At 34.9% G+C, this 24,287-nt stretch carries 19 protein-coding genes and 1 tRNA gene; 14 read left to right on the forward strand and 6 right to left on the reverse strand.

Annotated features, from left to right (window positions below; all coding sequences use genetic code 11):
• Position 1 precedes the first annotated feature (1 nt).
• From IR022_RS16695 to IR022_RS16710, 4 genes are read left to right on the forward strand one after another with little or no spacing between them, the layout of a single operon-like run.
• A complete protein-coding gene (locus IR022_RS16695; protein ID WP_194204585.1) occupies positions 2 to 913 on the forward strand; it encodes a hypothetical protein in 912 nt (303 codons plus the stop codon).
• Entirely contained in the window at positions 910 to 2,205 is a 1,296-nt protein-coding gene (gene qatC / locus IR022_RS16700; RefSeq protein WP_194204586.1) for a Qat anti-phage system QueC-like protein QatC, read from the forward strand. Before IR022_RS16695 ends, qatC begins: the two co-directional genes overlap by 4 nt.
• Positions 2,198 to 2,923, forward strand: coding sequence for a TatD family hydrolase (locus IR022_RS16705; protein WP_194204587.1), 726 nt, complete (start codon positions 2,198 to 2,200; stop codon positions 2,921 to 2,923). The genes qatC and IR022_RS16705 overlap by 8 nt, the downstream gene beginning before the upstream one ends.
• Before the next feature lie 11 nt (positions 2,924 to 2,934).
• Entirely contained in the window at positions 2,935 to 3,663 is a 729-nt protein-coding gene (locus IR022_RS16710; protein WP_194204588.1) for a hypothetical protein, read from the forward strand.
• Positions 3,664 to 3,946: 283 nt separating this feature from the next.
• On the opposite strand, the gene IR022_RS16715 is transcribed toward IR022_RS16710, so the two are convergent.
• The 5 genes from IR022_RS16715 to IR022_RS16735 all read right to left on the reverse strand — a co-directional run bounded on the left by IR022_RS16715 (position 3,947) and on the right by IR022_RS16735 (position 9,687).
• Complete coding sequence (locus IR022_RS16715; protein WP_194204589.1) at positions 3,947 to 4,657, reverse strand: LytR/AlgR family response regulator transcription factor; 711 nt, start codon at positions 4,655 to 4,657, stop codon at positions 3,947 to 3,949.
• An 84-nt stretch (positions 4,658 to 4,741) separates the two neighbouring features.
• Complete coding sequence (locus tag IR022_RS16720; RefSeq protein ID WP_194204590.1) at positions 4,742 to 5,857, reverse strand: sensor histidine kinase; 1,116 nt, start codon at positions 5,855 to 5,857, stop codon at positions 4,742 to 4,744.
• Between the two features lie 65 nt (positions 5,858 to 5,922).
• Positions 5,923 to 6,975 (reverse strand): sensor histidine kinase, encoded by a 1,053-nt coding sequence (locus IR022_RS16725; protein ID WP_194204591.1) that lies wholly within the window; start codon positions 6,973 to 6,975, stop codon positions 5,923 to 5,925.
• 139 nt (positions 6,976 to 7,114) lie between these two features.
• Positions 7,115 to 9,460 carry a TonB-dependent receptor gene (locus IR022_RS16730; protein ID WP_194204592.1) on the reverse strand — a complete coding sequence of 782 codons (2,346 nt, stop codon included), beginning with the start codon at positions 9,458 to 9,460 and terminating at the stop codon, positions 7,115 to 7,117.
• A gap of 35 nt (positions 9,461 to 9,495) precedes the next feature.
• A complete protein-coding gene (locus IR022_RS16735) occupies positions 9,496 to 9,687 on the reverse strand; it encodes an HU family DNA-binding protein (RefSeq protein WP_050708587.1) in 192 nt (63 codons plus the stop codon).
• A 306-nt stretch (positions 9,688 to 9,993) separates the two neighbouring features.
• On the opposite strand from IR022_RS16735, the gene IR022_RS16740 reads away from it, so the two are divergent.
• The 8 genes from IR022_RS16740 to IR022_RS16775 all read left to right on the forward strand — a co-directional run bounded on the left by IR022_RS16740 (position 9,994) and on the right by IR022_RS16775 (position 21,870).
• Positions 9,994 to 10,515 (forward strand): GNAT family N-acetyltransferase, encoded by a 522-nt coding sequence (locus IR022_RS16740; protein WP_194204593.1) that lies wholly within the window; start codon positions 9,994 to 9,996, stop codon positions 10,513 to 10,515.
• Between the two features lie 100 nt (positions 10,516 to 10,615).
• Positions 10,616 to 12,235 carry a DUF6377 domain-containing protein gene (locus IR022_RS16745; RefSeq protein WP_194204594.1) on the forward strand — a complete coding sequence of 540 codons (1,620 nt, stop codon included), beginning with the start codon at positions 10,616 to 10,618 and terminating at the stop codon, positions 12,233 to 12,235.
• 291 nt (positions 12,236 to 12,526) lie between these two features.
• Positions 12,527 to 15,499 carry a SusC/RagA family TonB-linked outer membrane protein gene (locus IR022_RS16750; RefSeq protein ID WP_194204595.1) on the forward strand — a complete coding sequence of 991 codons (2,973 nt, stop codon included), beginning with the start codon at positions 12,527 to 12,529 and terminating at the stop codon, positions 15,497 to 15,499.
• 18 nt (positions 15,500 to 15,517) lie between these two features.
• The gene (locus IR022_RS16755; RefSeq protein ID WP_194204596.1) at positions 15,518 to 17,200 is read left to right on the forward strand and encodes a RagB/SusD family nutrient uptake outer membrane protein; all 1,683 of its coding nucleotides are present in this window, start codon (positions 15,518 to 15,520) and stop codon (positions 17,198 to 17,200) included.
• A gap of 286 nt (positions 17,201 to 17,486) precedes the next feature.
• Positions 17,487 to 18,779 carry a histidine-type phosphatase gene (locus IR022_RS16760; RefSeq protein WP_410492824.1) on the forward strand — a complete coding sequence of 431 codons (1,293 nt, stop codon included), beginning with the start codon at positions 17,487 to 17,489 and terminating at the stop codon, positions 18,777 to 18,779.
• Positions 18,780 to 18,909: 130 nt separating this feature from the next.
• Positions 18,910 to 20,286 carry a CotH kinase family protein gene (locus IR022_RS16765; protein WP_194204597.1) on the forward strand — a complete coding sequence of 459 codons (1,377 nt, stop codon included), beginning with the start codon at positions 18,910 to 18,912 and terminating at the stop codon, positions 20,284 to 20,286.
• 213 nt (positions 20,287 to 20,499) lie between these two features.
• Positions 20,500 to 20,787 (forward strand): putative quinol monooxygenase, encoded by a 288-nt coding sequence (locus IR022_RS16770; protein ID WP_194204598.1) that lies wholly within the window; start codon positions 20,500 to 20,502, stop codon positions 20,785 to 20,787.
• 213 nt (positions 20,788 to 21,000) lie between these two features.
• The gene (locus IR022_RS16775) at positions 21,001 to 21,870 is read left to right on the forward strand and encodes a flagellar motor protein MotB (RefSeq protein ID WP_050708595.1); all 870 of its coding nucleotides are present in this window, start codon (positions 21,001 to 21,003) and stop codon (positions 21,868 to 21,870) included.
• A 181-nt stretch (positions 21,871 to 22,051) separates the two neighbouring features.
• Here IR022_RS16775 and IR022_RS16780 read toward each other — a convergent pair.
• Positions 22,052 to 22,133: transfer RNA gene (locus tag IR022_RS16780), tRNA-Leu, on the reverse strand.
• A gap of 165 nt (positions 22,134 to 22,298) precedes the next feature.
• On the opposite strand from IR022_RS16780, the gene IR022_RS16785 reads away from it, so the two are divergent.
• Entirely contained in the window at positions 22,299 to 23,300 is a 1,002-nt protein-coding gene (locus IR022_RS16785) for a stealth conserved region 3 domain-containing protein (RefSeq protein ID WP_194204599.1), read from the forward strand.
• Positions 23,297 to 24,280, forward strand: coding sequence for a glycosyltransferase family 2 protein (locus tag IR022_RS16790; RefSeq protein WP_194204600.1), 984 nt, complete (start codon positions 23,297 to 23,299; stop codon positions 24,278 to 24,280). Before IR022_RS16785 ends, IR022_RS16790 begins: the two co-directional genes overlap by 4 nt.
• Positions 24,281 to 24,287: the final 7 nt, after the last annotated feature.

The following is a 24,287-nucleotide window of genomic DNA, read 5'->3' on the forward strand; positions in this document are numbered from 1 at the left end:
TATGGGAACATCAAGTATGTATGGTGGATCAAATAGATCTCCTTTATTGCCATCTGATTTTAATGACGGAGAGGGGAGTCCTGACAATAATCCTATTCCGCCAAATGATCCAGATCCAGAACAAGAAAATAATAATTCGGATGGAGACAATCAGCCAGAAAAGGAGAATCCATTGGAAAAACCTAGTGAAAAGGAGTCAACACCACAAGAACTTTCATCTCAAGAACCTCAATATTCTTCATGGAGATCTGCAAAAAACTCTATGTCTAAATATGCATCGGGCAAAGGTGGACAAAATGCTAAAAGAAATACTCTTTCTAATTACGTGAAAAGTCGTGGAGGTTCAGAGAATGCAGCTAAATCCGCAAAATCTGCAATAAGAACAACTATTAATATCGGTAATTTCTTTGATGATGTATCAAAGAAAGGGATAACTCAGGTTTTAGAAGAATATCAAATTCCAATAGAGGGAAGAAAACCTAAGGAAATTTTAAATGATGTTATAAATATACTTGCTCCTACGCCAGATCTAAATGATGATTCAGTCGCTCGTAAAGCATTGATAAATACAATGTCTATTATCTACGAAAAATTTGATAATGAAAAGCAAGATATTTCACTCTTAGATTCATTTGACTCTAATATATCAAAAATGCTTATAACAAAATATATTGAAACTTTTATATATGAAAGATTGATACATGATCTTGGTAGCCGAATCGAGAGGAAAGCGGAAAATTCTGGTACAGCAGCCAAAATCGAAAAAGAATTGAAAGATTATATTGAAACAAAAGTCTCAACAACATTAAAAGATAAACCACTTACCATGATTAATTCTCAAACGAAAAATGTATATGTATTAGTTGAAGGTTTATATGAACAGTGTTATAAAGTTTTGGAGGATCAATTATGAAAAGCATAGTATGTAGATTGAATCAAGATGATACATTTTCAAAAGAAGATGCAGATATTACTGTAGATTTATTCTCAAAAAATCAATATCGTTATACATTTTGGGATGATAATCGGAGAAAGTTATATCAATGTAATTCCTTTAGTAGATCTGCTATAGATTTGTTAAATATATCCCTAATGGTTTATTATGCAGATAGGAAAATTTTGAGAAGAAAAGAGGATGACGCATGGACAAGGCAAATAAAACTTTATATGCCTGTACTTGAGATAAACAAATGGAATCAGAACAAACTACTTCTGGAGAAAATGCTATCTTTTTTAAGTGGAGATATATGGGTATTTGAATTTCGAGAAAGAGAATTAAACGAAAAGGAGACCACTGTTGAAAAAGGTATGAAACTTTACAAGAAAAATAAGCACGAACCTAAAGCAATTTGCATGTTGTCTGGAGGTTTGGATTCGTTTATTGGTGCTATAGATATACTTAATAAAGAAAAAGATGTCTGGTTTGTTGGTCACTATGGAGGAGGAAAAGGTGTGATAAATTATCAGAAAAATGTAATTGAAAAGCTTATTTCTCAATATCAATTATCAGACCAACAATTTTTTAATTTTTACGCCTCACCTCTTAATGGTATTGAAGACACAACACGAACACGTTCCTTTATGTTCTTTGCTCATGCTATAATTTTAGGGTCTATGACAAATGACAACATTACATTATATATTCCAGAGAACGGATTGATCTCCCTAAATATTCCTCTGACCAATACTAGGCTAGGAAGTAGCAGCACAAGGACTACTCATCCTTATTACATGACATTATTACAACAATTACTTGTGAATTTGGAAATAAAAGTAAAATTGTATAACCCATATCAATTCAAAACAAAAGGAGAAATGATAGAAAAATGTAATGACCTTACATTTTTAGAAGTAAATATTTCGGAAACAATGTCATGTTCACATCCTGATTTGGCTAGATATACAAAAGAACCTCCTTCTCATTGCGGAAACTGTTTGCCTTGTGTTATTCGTAGAGCAGCAATAGAATATGCTTACAAAAATGACACTTCAAATTATCGAGATAAAGATTTTAAAAATACTGGTGCGTCCGAAAACTTGCGTTCTTTCAAATTAGGAATTAGAGATTATGTAAATAGTAAAATAGACACAGCCCTTTCCGTTCAAATATCAGGACCAATAGTTGATCAAATTGATAATTACTGTGGTGTTTATAGAAGGGGTATAAATGAATTGAAGACATTACTTGATAAATACAATGGCTAACCTCTACGATACCCATTTTCATTTAGATCTTCAAGAGTCAAGGAATGATATTCTAAATTTGATTGAAATCAATAAAGTATATACTATTGCAGTTACCAATCTCCCTCCTTTGTATGAAAAATTAAGCAGGGAGGTTGATAATAAATACATAAGAATTGCTTTAGGTTTTCACCCTGAACTAATTGGGCAATATCAAAAATATATTCCAGATATGTGGAGATTACTCCCCAATGCAAAATATATTGGAGAGGTAGGAGTGGATTTGAAAACAGGAAAAGATTATAAAAATCTACAAATATCCTTTTTTGAAGAACTTATTAATAGATGTAATGTGCTAGGGGGAAAGATACTTTCTGTCCATTCAAGATCTGCTGCATCAGAAGTTACATCAATTATTGGAGATAACTTTAATGGAAAAATAGTACTTCATTGGTATTCTGGAACAAAAAGGATTCAAGAGAAGGCTTTAGAATCTGGCTTTTATTTTTCTGTAAATTATACTATGTTAAACTCAGAATCTGGACGGAAAATAATAACTAACATTCCGAATGATAGATTATTAATAGAAACAGATAGCCCATTTACATTTATCAACAAATGTGTGTTTTCTCCGAAAGATATAGGTCATATTGTGGAAAGTTTAGCTCAAATGAAAAATCTAGATTATCATGAAATAAAAGACATACTTTGGCAAAATTTTGTAAGACTAATATCATAAACAACTGTACTATGTGGATAAAAGAACCGCCTAAAACTATTGATGAAACACTATATACAGGTATAGGAAAAAGTAATTACGATCTTAACTTTCTATATCATCAAGATAAAATCTATGTGATGGACAATCATTTAGCAGCTGCTTATTCTTGGTTGAATGGTCTATCTCCAAATGAAAGCCATAATTTCATACATATTGATCGCCATTCTGATCTACTAGGAGCAGGCGATAGGGCAATGGATGAACTAAGAACAAATCCTAAAATGGATTTAAGTCGCTTCTTGAGTCTCAAGAACCCTTATATACTTAATTCTCAATTATTCACATGGGATAATTACATAAATAATATAAGATCCATATATCCTAATTGGTTTACATATAACTCTTTTGCTTGTCATGAATTTATAGAGGATGATAGACCTATACCTGATCCATTTACTGTAAATGAAAATATTCCATTTAAGACAGATAATATTTTTGATGGGCTTAGAAATTCAAAGGAACAATGGATTGTGAATCTAGATATCGACTACTTTTTTGATGATGTCTATAGTATATTATTTACAGATGAAGAGATTACTATGTTCTGCGATAATCTTCTTGCAGTATGGGACAGTGTCTCAATTCTTACTATTGCGTTAAGCCCAAGTTGTTGTGGTGGATGGGTAAACGCATATAGAGTCGCAAAAATAATAACTGACAAATTAGGAATTGATTTTGAATTAAATAACATCAGTTAGTTCATGTACCATCTTGGAGAAATAAAAGGAGAAATTATCACGTATATAATTAATATAGGATGTTGCCATAATGTGTATCGTGCATTAATAGTTTACCTTTTATAAGTTATTAATAATCAATATTTACGGTAAATTTACTACTCAATCCCCGTATTTCATATTTAAGTTATTGATTATTAGTAAGTATATGATATATAAAAACTTTCTGTGTCGGAAAATAGATAAAGGACTTCTAATTGTACCATACTGGAGTTAAAGTAGTAAAGGATGCTCGGTCACACATTTATGTCCTTTTTGCTACAAATTCGTCAAAGAATGAATCTCTGTAAAAGCTGCCTATTGCAATCTCGTATTTCTGGATAAAAATATCATTGTTATCAAACGAATCAATATGGGTTGTATTTACAATATACGATCTGTTTATCCTTAAGAATATGTTTTTGGGAAGTAGCTCGTGCATTGTTTTCAGATTCATTCTGGTAATAATGCGTTGTTCAGCTAACTGGATAATGACGTAATCCTTTAAACCTTCAATAAAAAGGATGTCTTTTAGGCTTACTTTAAAATATCGCCGGTCGGATTTCACGAAAATATATTCATCTTCTATGTTTCCTTCACTTTTATTTTCCTCCGATAGTAAAAGACTGTGATACGAAAGGGCTTTGTCTACCGCTTTTTTTAGTCTATCTGTTTCTATTGGTTTTACCAGATAATCTATTGCTTCTACTTCATAGCTATCTAATGCGTATTCGGAATAAGCTGTGGTGAAAATAATTAGTGTGTTTTTAGGTATGTTTCTCGCGAATTCTATTCCGTTTATACCCGGCATCTGAATATCTAGAAAAACCAGATCGACTTGATTACGCATCATAAACATTGAGGCTGCTTCTGCACTGTTAAAGCTTTCGAGCAATTCCAATTCAGAAATCTGATCAACTATTTTTTGTATACCTTTTCGAGCTATCGGCTCATCGTCAACAATAATACATCTCATAATATAAGTAATATTATATAGGTATGCGATATTTATCGGCATAACTATTTCTGGTTGTTATACTGCCAAAGCAATAAAAGGGTCTTAGACCTTAAATTGTAAATTGACAGTATAGGTGGTGTCTGTTTCACTTGACTCTAAAGAATAATTATCCCCGTACAATAAGTTTAAGCGTCTTCTGATATTGGTTAAGCCTAGTCCTCCGACTTTTTGCTGAATGGCTTTAGAAGGCTTCGAGTTTTCACATTTAAATGTTAGCTCATTGTTCTTTAGTTCAAAATAAAGATGAACATAGGATAGATTATTATTATCAGGATTATGTTTAACCGCATTTTCTACAAAGGGAATAAATAATAATGGAGGTACTTCTATATTATCCAAATCACCTTCCTTTATAACACTATACTCGAAGTGATCGCGACGTGTTTTCTCAAGATCCAGAAAACTGGTCAGAAATAGTATGTCTTCTTCCAAATTTACTTTATCTTTTGTGCTGTCGTTGATCTGATAACGAAGCATATCGTCCAATTTATTTAATATCTGTGAAGCTATCTCGGGATCTTCACTTACCATTATGTTGGCGTTATTCAGCATATTAAATAGAAAATGTGGATTTATCTGACTCTTTAAGAACTTGAGTTCCGATTGCAATGTTTCCGATTTCAAGTCGCTGATACGTTGATTGTTGATTATCCAGTGTCGGAAGAGCATAAATGCAGACACTCCGGCAATAAGAAGTGATGTCCCGAATATAGATGAGGTTACTCCAAATAAAACAGCTAAGGCTAATTGAGGTTTATCTTTTTCTGGCTGGTGATCAATGGGGGTTCCTTCGGATTCTATAGATAGTTCGCGAGCAATACCTGGTGTGCTGTATAGTACCTCTTGCATCATCACAATTGCGATTATAGAAAATGTTACTAAACCAATGGCTGATAGAATATATTGGGTGAATTTATTCTTTATCAAAAATTTGGGTACTAGTACATAGATATTAAAGTATATCATCAGCATAGTTATACCTAAATATATAATAGAGATACCAATACGGTCACCTGTCCAAACAATCTTGTCGGGTACATCCCATAATATATTCATTGCAACAACTATAGAGATGAGCAATAGAACTAAATGCCTATAAATTTGGAATTGAGGCTTTAGTAAAAAATCGTTTAAAGTATCCTCTATCTTTTTTATCATTATATCTTCATATTTAGGTGAAAATAGGTGTCTGCATCAATATGTTAAACAGGTCTATTCGCAGCCTACGATCTTAACTCTAGTTTTATGATACCATCTGTTGTTGATAATGTGTAATTACCATTGTACAGCACCTCTAGCCGTTGTCTGATACCTGCAAGTTCGTTTACTGATGGTATTTCATAATTGTCTGGCTGGTAGGTGAAATAGACGATACCACTATCTGACCTAAAGTGTAATTGTATAGTTGATTCTCTATCTTGGGTTTGTATCTGATTTATTGAGTTTTGTACAAAAGGAATGAATAACAGAGGCGAAACAAATACCCGATGTACATCTCCTTCTGAGGATATAGAGTAATCAAACCTATCAAAATATAATTTTTCTAAAGCAAGATAATTGCTGAGGAAGTTGATTTCGGAATTTAATAAGACTTTGTCTCTGCTACAATCATAAAGCTGATATCTTAACAGATGGCTTAATTTTAGAAGCATATCTGAAGCCAATTGAGGATTGCTTTTTGTTAATGTACTTGCCCTGTTTAATATGTTGAAAAGAAACTGCGGATTTATCTGATCTTTTAATTGTTCGACTTCTGATTGTATCTGTTCATTTCGAAGTTGATTGACTACCTGCTCGTTTTCCATCCAGTATTTTAGTAAAATAACCATCGAACCTCCTGATATACACAACATGTTAATCGTAAAGTTGGATATGGTATCAAGAAATGCTACGTGATTGAGATACGAACTGCGTATATGAGGTATGTCTAACAAAGTGTATACAATATATTCTTGAGCGCTCATTCCTAAAACAAGTAGTAATACCAAAGCCGATAATATAGTAATGTATGAAAAGTATCTTTTCTTTAAAAGTAATCTTGGTACTAGTATATATAGATTTAAGTAGACAATAACTATATATACAACAGTGGTGATGAATGCGAGTAAATATATTTTAGAACCTAATAATTCCTGATTGGGTTGATAAGTAATGTATGTCTGATTAAAAGATATGACAATCAGTACAAAGACAATCAACAGTGCATGTCTTAAAATTCTGTATTTAGAATTGGTAAGAAAGCTATATAAGAATGTTGTTTTTATTGATTCTGACATATACTGTTGATTTTAACCTCGAAATTAGTCTTTTTATGTTTTACTTGTGCAATGTGCAATGTTTATTGCTGCTTTTTATGACTGTAACGATCTGTGAATGTCGTCTTTGTTTACCTTCTAAATAATAAGGGATAATGCTTTAGAACTCTAATTTGTAACTGATGTTGGGTATAGATGTTGCTTGTCTGTGAGGTTTTATTTCTCCTGTTTTCAGATTGTACTGGTGTCCGAAATATTCTTTGAACCCTGTTGTATTAATCGATTTGATAGCAAACTCATGAGTCACCTTTTTCTTGTTCATTCTAAAGTTGATAGTTGCATTTGTTACAAACATGGGTGAAAACTGTTTCGAATAAGCTCTGGTTTCGTCATACTGAGTTTCTTTATCGGGGCGATTTAATGTAGCTTCGACATCAACAGGGGAATAACGTTCTCCGCCTTGTAACGTAAATTTCAGATTAGCTCCAAATGTGTTTTGTTCGTTATGCCCCATAGTCCACTCTTTACCCACTAAGACATTGAAAGCAAAGTTGCGATTAAATTTGGTATTATACCAGACTCCATCTCCACCTCGGTATTTAGAATTGAATACCGATCCTGTTACCATATAATAGAGTCCTTTATCCAAATATCTCTCAAGAGTAATGTCAATACCATAATTACGTCCTTTTCCTTTGTTTACTAGAGCATCCTCTACATAAAATGTACTGCGATTAAGTACCGAGAAAGAGCTGTCTGCCATTACGGGAACATCGTATAAGTATTGAAAATAGGGTTCAATCTTAAGGTTCACATTTTCTGATATATTGTAATTGAAAGTAAGCATAAGATGGTGAGCTTTTGTAAAGTCAAGATCTTTATTGATAGGTTTGCCTTCCGAGCCTGCTGTTTTTACGTAAAATACATCCATTTTTTCCATACGGCTATGTAAACCATAGGCTAATGCAAATGAAGTTTTAGTACTTGTTTGCCATTTTATACCCAGACGAGGTTCTATAGTAAAATGATTATTTAAAGTAAGTAATTGACCATTTACTCCCAGATTTAAAGTAACCTTATCGTTAAGTCCTATCGAAGAACTGGTATAGCCCGAAATCAGATTCGTATTTCCGTCTCCCTGAGAAATAGTTTCGAGGGGTTGATTTCTGTAAGGAGCAAGAGCGAGATCCATATTATAATACATCTTGGTTAATGTAAAACCTGTTTTGTTGGTATGTTTAGAACTGAATTTACAATTCAAATAAGTCGAAAAAATAAGATTGGTATAACGGTTCTTTAAAGCTAAATTTGGTGTTGAGTTGAGCTCTCTGTCGTACACATCTTCATCAGCATCGTTACTCGAATAAGTTGTAGCCAATGTTGTTTTTAATTGTGCATTGTTGTTGAAAAAATAACGGTGGGTTACCCCCGCAGCAAGCATATACTGTTTGGCTCTAGCTTTTTTGTTGTCATCGATAAATTCCCATTTGTCAGGATTCTTCTCAAGATCGTCCGAGTATTTGTCTATTAATCCAGTTCCCCATACCGAGAATGTACCTGCTTTCTTTGTAGGAAAGTTCATCTTGAAATTCAAATCTTGATAATCTAAATTACCCGCCAGTTTTAATAAACTTGTTGTGGAATAACGATAATTGAATATATAAGACGAGTTATTCTTTTTACTGATAGGACCTTCTGATGCTGCATCGATACCTAATATACCTATCTGAAATGTGTTTTCTCTTTTTTGATTGTTACCATTTCGCAGTTTCATATCAAATACGCCTGATACTGCGTTGCCGTATTCGGCAGGAAAAGCTCCTGTGAAAAAGTCCGAATTACCCAGAACGTTACTACTTAATGATGATAATATGCCTCCTCCTAAGGTCGAAATATCTGCAAAGTGGTTTGGGTTTGGTATTTCTACATCCTCTAGTTTCCATTGCAATAGATGAGGAGCATTACCATGTATGGATATTCCATTGTTGGATACACTCGATACAACTCCCGCAAAAGAACTTACTAAACGTGCAGGGTCATCCATTCCTCCTGCAAATCGGCTGGCTTCCTCCACGCTAAGCATACGCGCTCCTGTTGTAGCCATATTGTTTAGAGGTGCATTTTTATTTGTTTGTACATGAACAACTACTTCTCCCAGCTCATTTATATTCTCGGTTAAAGGTATTTCTACATAGATCTCTTTGGCTGAGGTTACCAGTATCTCACGGAAAATATTCGATTCGTATCCTACTGATGTTGCCTGTAAATTATGCCTTCCTAAAGGAACATTCTTTAATACGAACTCTCCATTATCGTCTGTTGTTACACCTATTTCTGGCAAATCTAAAAGACCAATAGAGACATACGACAAAGGTGCTGATGAATTTTTATCAATAACAATACCTCTGATAGTTTGAGTAAGTTGATTACTCCCTTTTTGGGCAAATACTCCTATTGAAGAGAGAAGTAAGCCTAGTATAATTATTAGTTTTGTATTATAATACATAATATCTTGTTTTTTGAGATTTTGATCTCATGTTTTTATTTATTGTCTTTTTTGTTTTTGATGAAGCTCATCATTTTATATACTGTTTCGAAAGCTGCACCTACTCCTTTTGAATCGGATAAGTGGTTACTTACCACCTCCTCAAAAGCATCTAGAACTTTTCTGCAATCATCTTCATCAATACCCGATTTCTCTGAAACCTTTAAAACTACTTCTGCTTTATTCATCTTGTTATCTTGTTTTATTTTTAATTATGATACGAAAGTAGGGTTTGAGCTAAAGGGATATTTAAAGAATATACAGAGTCCGCTTTTTTGTATACGTAATATGGTTTTCTGTATACATAGATATTTTGGTAGGCACGAAATCTCTGCTCAGAATGTAGTATATTCGCTTTCTTTTTGAGGAATATCAGACCTGTCTAATGTTCTAGAGTAGGGGTGAATTTATGTGCTTACCGACTATGAGTGCACATATGACATTGTTTCCTCAAACAAGAAAACACCATTAAATACTCTCATCTACCTGAAATTATGATTGTTGAAAAAGCGACACAAGAAGACATAAACGAACTAGAAGCTCTCTATAATAACTTGAATGATTATTTAGAGGCGAATGTTAATTATTCGGGATGGATCAAAGGCGTTTATCCCATTCGAGAAACTGCTATAAAGGGAATTGAAGGCGATAATCTATTTGTACTGAGAATAGATAATACGATTGCAGGAAGCATTATTTTAAATAATGAGCCCGAAAAGGCATACGAAGAAGTAGAGTGGGGTGTTGATGCTGACTATAAGGAGATTTTTGTTATACATACCCTCGTAGTGAGTCCACATTATATGAAGCAAGGTGTAGGTTGTGAATTGATGAACTTTGCACATGAATATGCTCTCAAACAGAATATGAAATCAATACGTCTTGATGTTTCTATACACAATATGCCTGCAATTGCCTTGTATGAAAAACTGGGATATAAGTATATGGGAACTGTTGATCTGGGCTTGAATTACGCTCATCTCAAATGGTTTAAGCTGTATGAGCTGCTTTTGTAAGAAAGTGTATTTGACAATAAGATGACTTCTTTTAATATAAAAAATATTGATAGAAAGCCGATTCTATATATCTTCGCTTTGTATCTTTAAATTACCCTGAATGAGAAAAAACATACTACTTGCATTTTTTTTATTACTGAATATCTGTGGATTTGCTTCTAACGAAATAGATTCTTTATTAAAAGTGCTGGACGCTACGATAAAGGAACGTCCTAAGTATGAGCAAAAAAGAGAACTTCGCATAGACAGTCTAAACATAGAATTAAAGAAGATAGCAAACCTTGATGAGCGTTTTAACCTGTATCAGAAACTTCTGAGAGAGTACCGTAACTACAATATGGATTCTGCTTTATGGATAGCTAATGAGAGGCTGGAGATTGCTCAGAAATTAAATAAAACGGAATACATTTCTACTGCTAATATGAATATTGCAGAGATATTGGGTATAATGGGAATGTATAAAGAATCGCTCGATATAATAGATCAAGTAGATAGTCAGAAGTTAGACGATAAGCAGAGGGCATATTATTTTCACCTCTATCATTCGATATATACGTTAATGTTCGAAAATTCGTTTTCGCAAAAAGAAAAAACGCACTACGAGAATCTACTTAGCCAATATAAAGACTCACTTTTGTTAGTTAATGATCCGCAATCATTAGGGTACGCCCTTGTCTGGAACGGAAAGTTGGTGGAAAAAGGCAAGTATGATGAAGCTCTGGCGTTGATGAGAGAGTGTTTTCAGAAATATGGAGAAGATCAATCGCTAGTAGGAACGGTAGCATATGGTTTGTCGGATGTTTATAGAAGAATAGGAGATCATGAACAGGAAAAAAAATATCTGATAATCTCCGCAATTGGAGATCAACGAAAGGCTGTAAAAGGATATATTGCATTGCGCAAACTGGCAATTTTACTTTATCAAGAGGGCGATCTGGATAGAGCATATACTTACATAAAGTGTGCTATGGAAGATGCTATTTTCTGTAAAGCACGCTTTCGGACTCTTGAAATTTCACAAACACTGCCTATTATTGCTGCTGCCTATGATAAGAAAGTGAAGCAAGAAAAGGAGAATCTCATAAAATATCTGTTTCTAATCTCTATACTCTCTGTTGTTCTGGTGATTAGCTTGTTTTATATTTACAAGCAATTGAAGAAGCTTTCCGCAGCCCGAAAGTCAATAAATAAGATGTATGAAGATGTAAAGCGCATGAATGGAGATTTGAATGATCTAAATAAAAAGCTATCCGAATCTAATTTAGTGAAAGAAGAATACATTGGCTCGGTATTTAATCTTTGCTCAACGTACATTGACAAGATGGAAGCGTATAGAATAGACATCAATCGCAAATTAAAATCGGGACAAATAGCCGAGGCTACGAAGATGACAAATTCTACGTCGCTTGTTTCCGACGAGCTGAAAGAGTTCTTCCGCAATTTTGATGCAATATTCTTAAATATATATCCCAATTTCGTAGAAGAATTTAATTCGTTGTTGTTAGAGAACGAACAGATAGTACCTAAGGCAGGTGACATTTTAACTCCCGAACTTAGGGTTTTTGCACTCGTTCGACTTGGTATAACAGATAGTAGTAAGATTGCAAGTTTCTTACACTACTCTCCTCAAACGGTATACAATTATCGACTTAAAGTACACAATAAACTCGTAGTCTCGAAGGACGAATTTGCAGTCGCAATTCAGCAAATAGGCAAATAATACCTGAAAATATTATACCTATACACTAAATACAATCTACTTTGTTTCGTTTTAACTAATTAGGCAATCATCTATATTATAGGTGATTGCTTTTTTAATTTGAGGTATTCCGTTTACTTATAGCTTCTACTATGCTATACAAAGCGATAAAAGGTATAATAGATTTGTGTTTCGTTAACTCACAAATCTTAAAAGCACTCATTCGTTATACCAAGAGGATCTAATTACCAGTTCGAAGATTTAAGAGAAGCCGAGAGAAAATCTAATAACCAGAAATATGTTAATCTAACCATGATGAAAGAAAAGTCGATTAAAAACAAAAGAAGAAGAACAAGGGAGATGTTCTTGCTCTTGTTAGTAGGAATATTTACATTCTCTACTTCCTTAGCTCAAAATTCGGGAGCCATTCAGGTCTCTGGAACTGTAACAGATAATAAATCTGGCGAAACAGTAATCGGAGCAAGTGTGAAAGTGAAAGACAGTTCTACAGGAACTATAACTGATTACGATGGAAACTTTAAGCTGGATGCGCCTGCAAATGCAACTTTAGTAGTTTCATTTTTAGGATATAAAACAAAAGAAGTAGCTGTCGGTAATAAAACGAAACTCTCAATAATTCTGGATGAAGACTCAGAGTTGTTAAGTGAAGTTGTTGTTATTGGTTACGGACAAGTAAGAAAAGGCGATGCTACGGGTGCATTAACTTCTATAAAACCCGATGAGCTGAACAAAGGACTTCAAATAACAGCACAAGATGCATTAATCGGTAGAGTTGCCGGTGTAAATATTGTTCCGGGCGATGGAGCTCCGGGTAGTGGCGGAACTATACGTATTCGTATGGGAGCATCCTTATCTGCAGACAACGATCCTTTGATTGTAATTGATGGAGTTCCGGTAAGTAATACCTCTATCAGTTTTATTAACCCTAACGATATAGAAACCTTTACGGTACTAAAAGATGCTTCGGCTACTGCAATATACGGGTCTCGTGCTTCTAATGGGGTAATTATCATTACAACTAAAAAAGGAAGCCTTGGGGGTAGTTCTAAACCTCAGATTAATTATAGCTCAAATTTCACGGTAAGTAAAATACCGAGTTATTATGAAGTTTTGTCTGCCGACGAATACCGCGAAATATACAAGAGCGGACAAATTAGCGCACCATCTGATTTTAAATTAGGAGCTGCATCAACAGATTGGCAGAAAGAAATTTACAGAACAGCATTTGGTAATGAACATAATCTTTCTGTAACAGGTACTGCAAAACAAGTTCCATACCGTGTATCAGTAGGATACCTGAGTCAAGATGGAGTATTGCATGCAAATAATTATAAACGTTTTAACGGTGGATTTGGCTTATCTCCAAAATTCTTCAATAAACATCTATCTGTGGATATTAATGTTAAAGGAAGTATGGAGCGCAGCCATCCGGTATCAACGGGTGCAATCGGTAGTGCAATTTCATTTGACCCAACCCGTCCCGTACATGAAAATTATGCGGGTAACGTAGGTCTTGGCTATTATATGTGGATGGACGATGCCGGAAAACCCAAAAATCTGGCTGCAACTAATCCTGTATCAGAACTTGAGCTAACCAGTAAACTAAATACCATAAACCGTTCTCTTGGTAATATGGCTATTGATTACAAAATTCACGGCTTTGAAGATCTTCATCTGAATATGAATTTAGGATATGATATACGCCGAAATAAAGAAGAAGAAACAATTCCCGATCTAGCCCCTTCTATGTACACGTCAAACAGAAGTGACGGAAGAGGTAAGTTTCATTTAGAAGATAACAAAAACACTAACTATATACTTTCTACCTATGCCAACTATGTTAAGGATATAAATCCGAAACATAATATTAGTGCGATGGCAGGTTACGAATGGCAACGATTTTGGTATAGTACCAATCCTAGAGATGTAGTGAAAGATGTGGTTGATACTTCGCTTCCTGATGAGGATGTGTTATATCTACTTTCGTTCTTCGGCCGTTTTAACTATTCGTTCGATCAGAAGCTGCTTTTTACAGCAACATTGCGTGGAGATGCATCGTCTCGTTTCTCTCCCGATAACCGTTGGGGATATTTTCCCTCTCTAGCATTGGGGTATCGTTTGACCGAAGAGAAATTTATTCGTGACATCAAACCTCTATCGGATCTGAAACTTAGAGTAAGTTATGGACAAACCGGACAGCAGGATATTGGTGGATACCATCCTTACCTATCTCTTTATACCATATCGTCGGATGCAGCTAAATATCCATTTGGAGATGAGTGGCTATATATGTACAGACCAAACGGATACGACCCGAATATAAAATGGGAAACAACAAGTACTTATAATGCCGGTTTGGATTATGGATTCCTTAATAACCGTATCTATGGTAGTATAGATGTTTATAAGCGTTACACCAAAAATTTGTTGAATAACATTTATGTTCCCGCAGGAAGCAACTTCACCAATAAATTGGAAACCAACATTGGAGATATGGAAGGGCAAGGGCTCGAGTTTGCTTTAAGTGGTATACCTATCAAAACTAAAGATTGGGAATGGACTATTAGCGGAAACTTCACTTATGGAAAATCGAAGATTACAAAACTGAATACGATTGATAGTGAAGACAGCTATGTGAAAACAGGAAGTGTAAGCAGAAACGATCTTCAAATCCATAAAATTGGCGAAACACCCAATACCTTCTTCTTACTTAAACAAGCGTATGGTGAAGACGGCAAACCTCTGGAAGGACAATATATTGCAAAAGATGGTTCTATAACAACTATTCAGAGTGATGATAATAAGTATGTGACGGGTAAGAGTTCGAGAACGCCTTATTACTATGGGCTTTCTACTCACTTGACTTACAAAAAATGGGATTTCGGTATCAACGGACATGGTAGCTTCGGAAATTATGTATTCAACTATCAACAAGCAAAACAATCGTTAATCGGTGTGTATGGTGATGGAATATCGAGTAACATATCTAAAGTGGCGTTAGAGAGAGGTTTTTCTAAAGAACAATATTTCTCAGATCATTTTCTTGAAAGTGGCGCATTCTTTAAGTTTGATAATATAACATTGGGTTATACATTCAATAAACTTTGGAACACATCAAGTTCTTTACGTATGGCTTTCAGTGCACAAAACATAGCTATAATATCTAATTATTCGGGAGCAGATCCTGAGATATACAACGGTATTGATAACAATACATACCAACGTCCGAGAACTTATACTTTATCATTAAACCTAAACTTTTAATAATCGGAGGAATCATTTATGAAATTACAATCATTTAAATATATATGTACAGTAGTTCTTATGGGATTACTATTTACCTCTTGTCTTGACGACTTGAATACTGAACCTCTTAATAAAAAGAAGCCTCTAAATACCAATGTGTATACTACGGTAGACGGTTATAGAGGAGTACTGGCAAAATGTTACGGTTCTCTAATCTTAAACGGACAGGATGGACCTGATAAAGATGGTGATGTAGGAGGTATGGATACCGGATATAGCGGATATACACGATCGTTGTTTTATTTGCAGGAATGTTCGACAGACGAAATAGTTCTTCATTCAGGAAGTTCACAAGGTAGTTGGGATCTTTTGTTTATGAATTGGAATGCATCAACTAAGATTATCAGTTACTCATATTATCGTCTCTTTATGTCTATTAATTATTGTAATGAGTTTCTGCGTGAATCGACAGACAGTAATTTGAAAAGTAGGGGATTATATGAGGACCTAAAAGACGAAATGCCTTATTATCGTGCAGAAGCACGCTTTATACGTGCGTATTGTTATAGTATGATTTGCGATCTTTACGGATCGGCTCCCTTTGTGGATGAAACAATGGCAATCGGAACTATTCCCCAACAATCGACCCGTGAGAACATCTACAACTATGTGGTTGCAGAAACGGAAGCGTTAGCTGCTGATCTAAAGGCTCCGGGAACAAATCAATATGGACGTATCGATCAGGCTGCAGCATGGTTTTTATTATCTCGTGTATATCTAAATGCAGAGGCATGGGTAGGCAAGAAAGAATACGAAAAAGCATATCAATACTCAAAAAAGATTATTGATAGCAATACATATCCTTTGGCTTCCGATTATCGTCATATTTTCCTTGCGGACAATAATACGTGTAAAGAAATTATTTGGAATTTGCCACAAGATGGGGTGAATACCATTAATAGTGCAGGTACAAATTTTATTCTTAAGGCTTTGACGAATGGTTCGATGAATGTTCACACAGGACTTTCTTCTTCTTGGGGCAATGCTCGTATCAAAACTCAGTTGGTAGATATGTTCGATGTGTCTGACCAAACATTCGATGAAAAAGATACGTGGGGTGATAAAAAGAAAGACAAGAGAGCTCAGTTTTATAGCACCAAGCATACTAAAGAAACTTGGATAGTAGGTAGCAACTTTCAAGCAACAAAGTTTGAGAATGGTTATGCTACTATAAAGTGGCGTAATATGACTAAGGATAGAAAGCCTTTGGAGGCAGAGGGTACTACATATAGCTCTATTGATTACCCAATGTTCCGTACAGCAGATGCTTACTTAATGGCAGCAGAAGCAGTTCTGAGAGGAGCTAGTGGCAGCCGTTCGGATGCATTGAAGTACGTAAATGAGATTAGAGACAGAGCTTACATGTCGGGAGCTTATGGTGATGGAGTTTCGGGAAGAATAAATGACAGTCAATTGACTCTTGATTTTATTTTGGACGAACGTGCACGTGAACTGCATACCGAACTTGTACGTCGTACAGACCTTATCCGTTTTAATAAATTTACCAAAGGGTACAATTGGGACTGGAAAGGTGGAGACGGATCAATAGGAGCCTATGTGGGTAAAGATGTTGATGATAAATACAACCTCTTTCCTATTCCTCAAGATGAGTTCTCTGTGAATCCTTATTTAACTCAGAATCCGGATTACTCAAAATAAACAGGCAAATATAATACAAGATAAAAGCACGATATCCTTTTTTTAGGGCGCGTGATGCGTCCTTTCATGTGACGAAAGCTGCCTTGAATTTTGAGGCAGCTTTTAGTAACAGATTTTGATTATGATAGGCTTTTAATCTGAATAGATTGAATTTTAAAGAAGTAAACCAAGTAACTGTAAGTATTTCTATATAATATTGATATCTCTAAGAGATGCTTATATAATATACTTAATACTTACGAATTAATAAATAGGTCTGTGAGACCTTATTCCTAAAATGTAAAGAATGAAAAGATTAAATCAAAAGAGTTGCTATTTCCTTTCTTTCCTCTTGTTTCTCAATATTTGTTCCGTGTCGGCACAAACAACGAAAGAGGAAATGTTTGCAACACCCGAAAAAACAGGTAGCGTATATTATGCCTATCCGTCAGACGAAATAGTGGCTCAGACTCCAGTTCCAAAAGGATACGAACCCTTTTATATAAGCCATTATGGTCGTCATGGCTCGCGTTATCTAATAAGTGACGAGGATTACAAATGGGTACTCGATCTTTTGGAAGATGCCTATAAAAAAGATGCTCTTACACCACTAGGCGTAGATGCCTATAATCGTTTGGCTAAGGTTTGGATAGAAGCTGAAGGACATGGAGGCGATCTTTCTCCTCTGGGAGTGCGTCAACAGAGAGGTATTGCCGAACGTATGTATAAGTCATTTCCGCAAGTATTCACCGATAATGTTAAGATGTCGGCTCGTTCAACAATTATTATCCGTTGCGTGCTTAGTATGGATGCTTTTAGTGAGCGTTTGAAAGAATTGAATCCTACGTTGGATATTGAACGCGAATCGAGTAATAAGTATATGAAATATATGAATTATCATACAGAAGCTGCTTTATCTTTCAGAGCAAAGAATGGTGGGATCTGGCGTGAGGAATATCGCAAATTTGAAGAAGGTCATACAAAGCCACAACGATTGGTATCTTCCTTATTTTCCGATAGTACCTATATTACTAAAAAGGTAAATCCTTTTTCTTTTATGTGGGCTTTGTATTGGATTGCCAGCGATATGCAGAATATGGAAACCAAGCTGTCTTTTTATGACTTGTTTGAGAAACAGGAACTTTTTGACCTTTGGCAATGTGTGAACTATCGTCATTACGTGTGTGATGCAACATCAGCACAAAATGGAGGTATAATGATGGGGAATGCTAAGCCCCTTCTTAAGAATATACTTGATAGTGCAAATGAAGTAATTAAAGGAGGAGGTAAAGGAGCAACTTTTCGCTTCGGTCACGATGGTAACTTGATGCCTTTGGCAGCTCTTCTGCATTTAGAGGACTGTTATGCAAGTGTAGCTGAACCTTCAGAATTTTATAAAGCATGGAGTGATTTTAAAATTGTGCCAATGGCAGGAAACGTTCAGATGATATTCTTTAAGAAGAAAAATTCGGATGATATCCTTGTGAAATTTCTCCTTCAAGAGAAGGAAACTCTTATCCCTCCGATAAAAAGTGATATACTACCTTACTATCATTGGAAGGATGTTGAAGCGTATTATACATCTTTACTGAATAGCTGATTACTAGTCTTATAATTCGAACTCAGCCCATTTCTTATTGTATCTAAAAATCTTAACAAATTCATTGAACACAAAGCATCCGATTGTTGTTAAATAAGATGCATTCGTTTATTAATTAAAACTTTACAAAATGAAAAAAGATGCATTAAGAAATGCTGAGCTCGAAAAAATTTTCGACTTGGAATCCCTTCCCGTGGTAACTCTGGAGATAAAAGTAGCTGATTGGAATCGGTTACTTGATGCCTTCGATGAAGCCCCCGGAGATAATTACTGGATACCGGGTGATTTTGTGTTTGGAGGCAATCCTCAGATTCCAAGCCAAACAGTATCAAATGTTGCTTTGAGGGTTAGAGGTAATAGTAGCCGTAATCGTCCTGAAGGGGAAAAAGGCGAACACCACAATCCCGTAAATCCGGTTTGGCGTCAGGCAAGTTTCGCCCTTCAATTTGCTAGAAATGTACCGGGACAAACGTTTGAAGGATTATCAAGACTCGACCTTAAGTTTATCAGAGAAGATCCGGCGCGTATTCGCGAAGTATACAGTTTCGATTTATATCAAGAGGCAGGTGTATACTCTGGTCCACTAATCAGCATGTGTCGGTTTTATGTCAGTATTATTGACGGAATTTCTACACCGGCGTATTTTGGACTTTACAAATTAAAAGAATTTATTGAGGACGATTATCTAGAGAATCGTAAAGCCTTTTTCGGAGATGATCAACCAGGTGATTTTACCCCTTTCCTCTGGAAAGGAGACAATGATTCTGCTCTAAATAATTACGATCCCAGCGTTATCGAAGATCGTACTGTTTATGATCTTCGAACAAATACTAATAAAAGAGCTGAGGCTAATGCGCAGTTGACATCTTTCGTTCGTAATCTGGTAACATTGGAAGGAGAAGCGTTGAAAGTATGGGCAAACAAAACAATAGATGTTAGATTGCTGATGAAATCGTACCTTATAAATGTTATTTGTGGTAATGTAGATGACTATTGGTCTAATGCAAACAACTATAATTTTTATTTCAATACGCATGGTAAGTTCTTCTTCATTCCTAATGATTTTGATACTACATTGGGTACAGCATGGGCTAAGGATGCCGCAAGACAAGATCCTTTGAACTGGGGTAATTTTGATCATCCTTTGATTCAAAGGCTTCTGACAATTGCCGAATTCAAGCATATGTATATAAATGCTTTCCATGAACTTACTAATTCTACTGATGGACCATTTCATGTTAGTAAAAGTATTCCTCGCATTGAAAAATGGTATGCACTAATCAAAGACTATCTTTGGGATGAGACCATACATTTTGGGTGCGATAATGATGATGCAGGATGTGTTTTACAACCTCAGGAAACGAATTATCAAACTCCATTTGAAGATACTCCTGCTTGGTGGACATCGGGTGGAGAGAATTCTACTTATCGATTACTCGAAAGAGGTGAGAATAATTTCTTTGAAGTTAGTGGTGACCCTGCTCGTATGCCACAGATACATGACTAATTTACTCTGAATTAGGAAAGGAAAACAGCATATATAATGTTTTAAGTTACAGAGGTATTGTTTGAATGCAATACCTTTGTTTTTATTGTGGAAAAACATAGACTAAGGTTCGATGTTAATTCGCAAAATGTTATAAACAGATTGTAGAGTAAAGTCATTTACTCTTCTTAACTTTACTAATTAAGAAATGTGTTTGTAAAAAAAGAAGATAGTATGATTAAGGTAATTGCGGAAGATTTTATTAAAGAAGAGTATCTAGAAATCGTTAAACCTCTTTATGCCGAGTTAGTTGCTAAAACAAAAGAAGAGAAAGATTGCATCGAGTATAATTTGTATGTAGACCAAGATGATAAAACTCACTTTGTTTTTATCGAAGAATGGCCCGATCATGATGCGCTTGACAGACATTGCCAGACAGAGCATTTTAGAAGGATTGTTCCTGCAATCAATAAGTATCAGCGCAAAGAATGTGTTTTTACTATAATGGATGTATTTAGCTGATTATTATATCGTATTCCATATCCTAAAAAAGAAAATTTCCGAATAGGAACTTTCTTCTTTTAAGTTAGCTACATATGGAAGTTATTCTTTCTTATTGCTTTTACTTATCTAATAAAATATTAACGGATATAAACTATACTGTCTCAAACAATTAGTAAATACTGTTGTTATATATATTAATTGTACATTAAATTTAATAATGAGATTTAGTTTATGAAGTATTCTTTTTGGTCGCTATTAATATTAGTAGCAGGTATAATGTTTACGAGTTGTGTAACTAAGGGAAAGTTTCGAAATTTAGAAACAGACTACAAACAACTGCAAACAGAATTTCAAGGAAGTCAATTGCAATTGACCGAGAGTCGCACTCGTGTGTCGAGCCTTGAAGAGACTTTAGCAGAAGCTCGAAAAAATAATGAAGAGTTGCGTGGAGCTTTGGCTGAAATGCAAAATTCGTTGAATAAGAGCCTTTCACATAACTCACAAGGTAATGCGAATATTGGAAAATTGGTAGATGAGATCAATGCTTCGAATCGTTTTATCCAGCATTTGGTGCAAGCAAAAAACCGATCTGATTCTTTGAATCTTGTGATGGTTAATAATCTTACCCGTTCGCTTACTCGCGAAGAAATGCGAGATATGGATATTCAAGTGTTGAAAGGTGTTGTTTATATTTCTTTATCAGACAATATGCTGTATCGTTCAGGAAGCTATGAAATCAGTGATAAAGCAGGTGAAACACTTAGCAAGATTGCTAAAATCATCTTAGATTATAAAGATTATGGCGTATTGGTGGAAGGAAACACAGATACAGATCCAATTTCTCGTCCTAATATTCGTAATAACTGGGATTTAAGTGCTCTACGTGGTTCTTCTGTCGTTCAGGCATTGCAAAATAATTATGGAATTGATCCTAAACGTTTGACTGTTGGTGGACGCGGGGAGTATAATCCAATTACAAGTAATAGCACTCCTGAAGGAAAAGCTCGTAACCGTAGAACTCAGATAATCATTACTCCAGAACTAGATCAGTTTATGGAATTGATTGATCAAGCACCGACAAGTTCTTTTGATGGTAATTGATACCTTTTAGAAATAAGTAGCTTAAAATATAACAAAGGTTGTCTCAGGTTTGCTGAGGCAACCTTCGTTGTGTTGTAACATATTGTTTCTTATCTGGTTGTTAGATTGTAGTAAGGGTTTCTTAACTTGCATCAACAAAAAAGCGACAAAAAAGAATAAAAATTCAATTTGTCGCTTTCAGTGCGGATGAAGGGACTCGAACCCCCACGCCTCTCGGCACCAGATCCTAAGTCTGGCGCGGCTACCAATTACGCCACATCCGCGGCTGCTATTGTGTTAGCGGGTACAAAGATAAATCTAATATTTAATAAAACAAGCTTTTTGTGAAAAATATTCTAAAATAAAATCGAGAAAATACATCTGACATTAAATGAGCCTAATTATTAAAATAAATGTATTTTTACATTATCTTATTTCAATAGAAAAGTATGCAGGATACTAGCCAGATAGATATCGTATTAACATGGGTAGATGGTGACAATTCCGAATGGAAGGCTCTTTATCAAAAATATAGTAACGAGTTTTCGATAGGCGATAAAAGAAATATTCGCTTTAGAGATTGGGGTTTACTTAAATATTGGTTTAGGGGTATAGAAGAATTTGCACCCTGGGTTAGAACAATACATTTTGTTACTTCTGGAGAACGCCCTGACTGGCTTGATATAAATCATCCTAAATTAAATTGGGTAAAACACGAGGAATTTATCCCTAAAGAATTTCTGCCTACTTTTAATATTAATGCAATAGAGACTAATCTGCATCGGATAGAAGGGTTAAGCGATCAGTTTATTTTTTTCAACGATGATGTGTTTTTGACAAATACGACTAGGGTTACTAATTTTTTTCGAAATAATTTGCCTTGTGATTTTGCTATTCTTGATCCGATCTTTCCGGAAGAGTATCCTGAAATATTTGTGAATGATATAAAGATAATTAATCGTCATTTTTCGAAAAGAGAAGTGATAAATAAGAATATACTAAAATGGATAAATCCGAAATATGGAAAATATCTACTTAAAAGTATATTGCTTTTGCCTTGGAAAAAGTTTCCGGGGATGCTTGATGCACATTTAGCACACTCGTATTGTAAGGCAACATTAGAAGAGGTTTGGAAAGCTGAACCCGATGTCTTACATAAAACAGGTTATTCTCGTTTTCGTTCACATACGGATGTCAATCAGTGGTTATTTAGGTTCTGGCATATAGCGAAGGGGGAATTCTCCCCAACAGATATATTATCTCAAGGACAAACTTTTGAAATAGCAACTTCTACGATTGATGATATATGTGAGGCTATCCGCACTCAAAAGTATATGCAAGTTTGTATTAATGATGGTGAGGATATTCCCGACTTCGAGGGTGTGAGCCGTAAAATACAGGACGCATTTAATGATATTCTTCCCAATAAATCGTCATTTGAAAGAGTATGACAATAAGTTTTATAATACCTGTTTATAATACCGAACGTTATCTGGATAACTGTGTGTCCAGTATTTTAAACCAAGGAATAGATGAGGATTTGTTTGAGATTATCATTGTCAATGATGGTTCGACAGACAGTTCAGCTCAAATAATAACGAATCTGTCGAAAGATAGAAATACTATCAAATATATAGATTCCGAAAATCTGGGATTGGGAGCTGCTCGAAATAGAGGACTAAATATTGCTCAAGGCAAGTATATCTTTTTTATTGATTCGGACGATTACCTTTTTGATAACTCGTTGCCGAATCTTTTCGGATATGCAGCATCAGTTTCTTATGATATAATAGGTCTTGATTGGGCGGAAGTTTATTCTGATGGTTCTGTGACTCGAAAAGAGAGAAAGTCTTCTACTTATAATTCTCTAATGTCAGGAGCTGAATATTTGAGTAAGTTTAATCTAAGTGGAGGTGTTTGTCCTTACTTATTCTCAGCCTCTCTTTTAAGAGAGAAGTCAATCTTGATGCCTGAGGGCATTTATCATGAAGATGAACTGTTTCTATCGGAGACTTTTACATACGCACATCAGATTGTATTTGTAAATCAATTGGTATATGCCTATTATCAACGAGAAGGTTCGATCACAAATAATAAAGAAGAAAAACAGATACGTAAAAGAATCAGCGATACCATATTCGTCTTAGATCAGCTTGTTTCTTTAGAAAAGAGATTACACTTAAATGAATTACAAATAAAAGGATTGAGGCGAAAAATTACCACCCTCTCTGTCGATTTTATTGTTAATCTCATTCGCTTTAGAGTAGATAAAGAAATGGTTGCAGATAAGCTTCACGAATTAAGAATTCGCAAATTATATCCTTTGCCTAAGGCTGCTTACTCTTGGAAGTACAATCTTTTTCTGTTTGTTTTTAATTATGAGCCATGTATTGTTTTAGCATCTAAGCTAGGCTTGTTCAAAAAAGATTGATAAACAA

The sequence above is a fragment of the Dysgonomonas sp. GY617 genome (genome assembly GCF_015233815.1).
Lineage (GTDB): Bacteria > Bacteroidota > Bacteroidia > Bacteroidales > Dysgonomonadaceae > Dysgonomonas_A.

What these genes read in the sequence shown, in the direction of transcription:
- IR022_RS16695 (WP_194204585.1), top strand. Translation starts at nt 2, where the DNA reads ATGGGAACATCAAGTATGTATGGTGGATCAAATAGATCTCCTTTATTG.
- qatC (WP_194204586.1), top strand. Translation starts at nt 910, where the DNA reads ATGAAAAGCATAGTATGTAGATTGAATCAAGATGATACATTTTCAAAA.
- IR022_RS16705 (WP_194204587.1), top strand. Translation starts at nt 2,198, where the DNA reads ATGGCTAACCTCTACGATACCCATTTTCATTTAGATCTTCAAGAGTCA.
- IR022_RS16710 (WP_194204588.1), top strand. Translation starts at nt 2,935, where the DNA reads ATGTGGATAAAAGAACCGCCTAAAACTATTGATGAAACACTATATACA.
- IR022_RS16715 (WP_194204589.1), bottom strand. Translation starts at nt 4,657, where the DNA reads ATGAGATGTATTATTGTTGACGATGAGCCGATAGCTCGAAAAGGTATA.
- IR022_RS16720 (WP_194204590.1), bottom strand. Translation starts at nt 5,857, where the DNA reads ATGATAAAAAAGATAGAGGATACTTTAAACGATTTTTTACTAAAGCCT.
- IR022_RS16725 (WP_194204591.1), bottom strand. Translation starts at nt 6,975, where the DNA reads ATGTCAGAATCAATAAAAACAACATTCTTATATAGCTTTCTTACCAAT.
- IR022_RS16730 (WP_194204592.1), bottom strand. Translation starts at nt 9,460, where the DNA reads ATGTATTATAATACAAAACTAATAATTATACTAGGCTTACTTCTCTCT.
- IR022_RS16735 (WP_050708587.1), bottom strand. Translation starts at nt 9,687, where the DNA reads ATGAATAAAGCAGAAGTAGTTTTAAAGGTTTCAGAGAAATCGGGTATT.
- IR022_RS16740 (WP_194204593.1), top strand. Translation starts at nt 9,994, where the DNA reads ATGATTGTTGAAAAAGCGACACAAGAAGACATAAACGAACTAGAAGCT.
- IR022_RS16745 (WP_194204594.1), top strand. Translation starts at nt 10,616, where the DNA reads ATGAGAAAAAACATACTACTTGCATTTTTTTTATTACTGAATATCTGT.
- IR022_RS16750 (WP_194204595.1), top strand. Translation starts at nt 12,527, where the DNA reads ATGATGAAAGAAAAGTCGATTAAAAACAAAAGAAGAAGAACAAGGGAG.
- IR022_RS16755 (WP_194204596.1), top strand. Translation starts at nt 15,518, where the DNA reads ATGAAATTACAATCATTTAAATATATATGTACAGTAGTTCTTATGGGA.
- IR022_RS16760 (WP_410492824.1), top strand. Translation starts at nt 17,487, where the DNA reads ATGAAAAGATTAAATCAAAAGAGTTGCTATTTCCTTTCTTTCCTCTTG.
- IR022_RS16765 (WP_194204597.1), top strand. Translation starts at nt 18,910, where the DNA reads ATGAAAAAAGATGCATTAAGAAATGCTGAGCTCGAAAAAATTTTCGAC.
- IR022_RS16770 (WP_194204598.1), top strand. Translation starts at nt 20,500, where the DNA reads ATGATTAAGGTAATTGCGGAAGATTTTATTAAAGAAGAGTATCTAGAA.
- IR022_RS16775 (WP_050708595.1), top strand. Translation starts at nt 21,001, where the DNA reads ATGAAGTATTCTTTTTGGTCGCTATTAATATTAGTAGCAGGTATAATG.
- IR022_RS16785 (WP_194204599.1), top strand. Translation starts at nt 22,299, where the DNA reads ATGCAGGATACTAGCCAGATAGATATCGTATTAACATGGGTAGATGGT.
- IR022_RS16790 (WP_194204600.1), top strand. Translation starts at nt 23,297, where the DNA reads ATGACAATAAGTTTTATAATACCTGTTTATAATACCGAACGTTATCTG.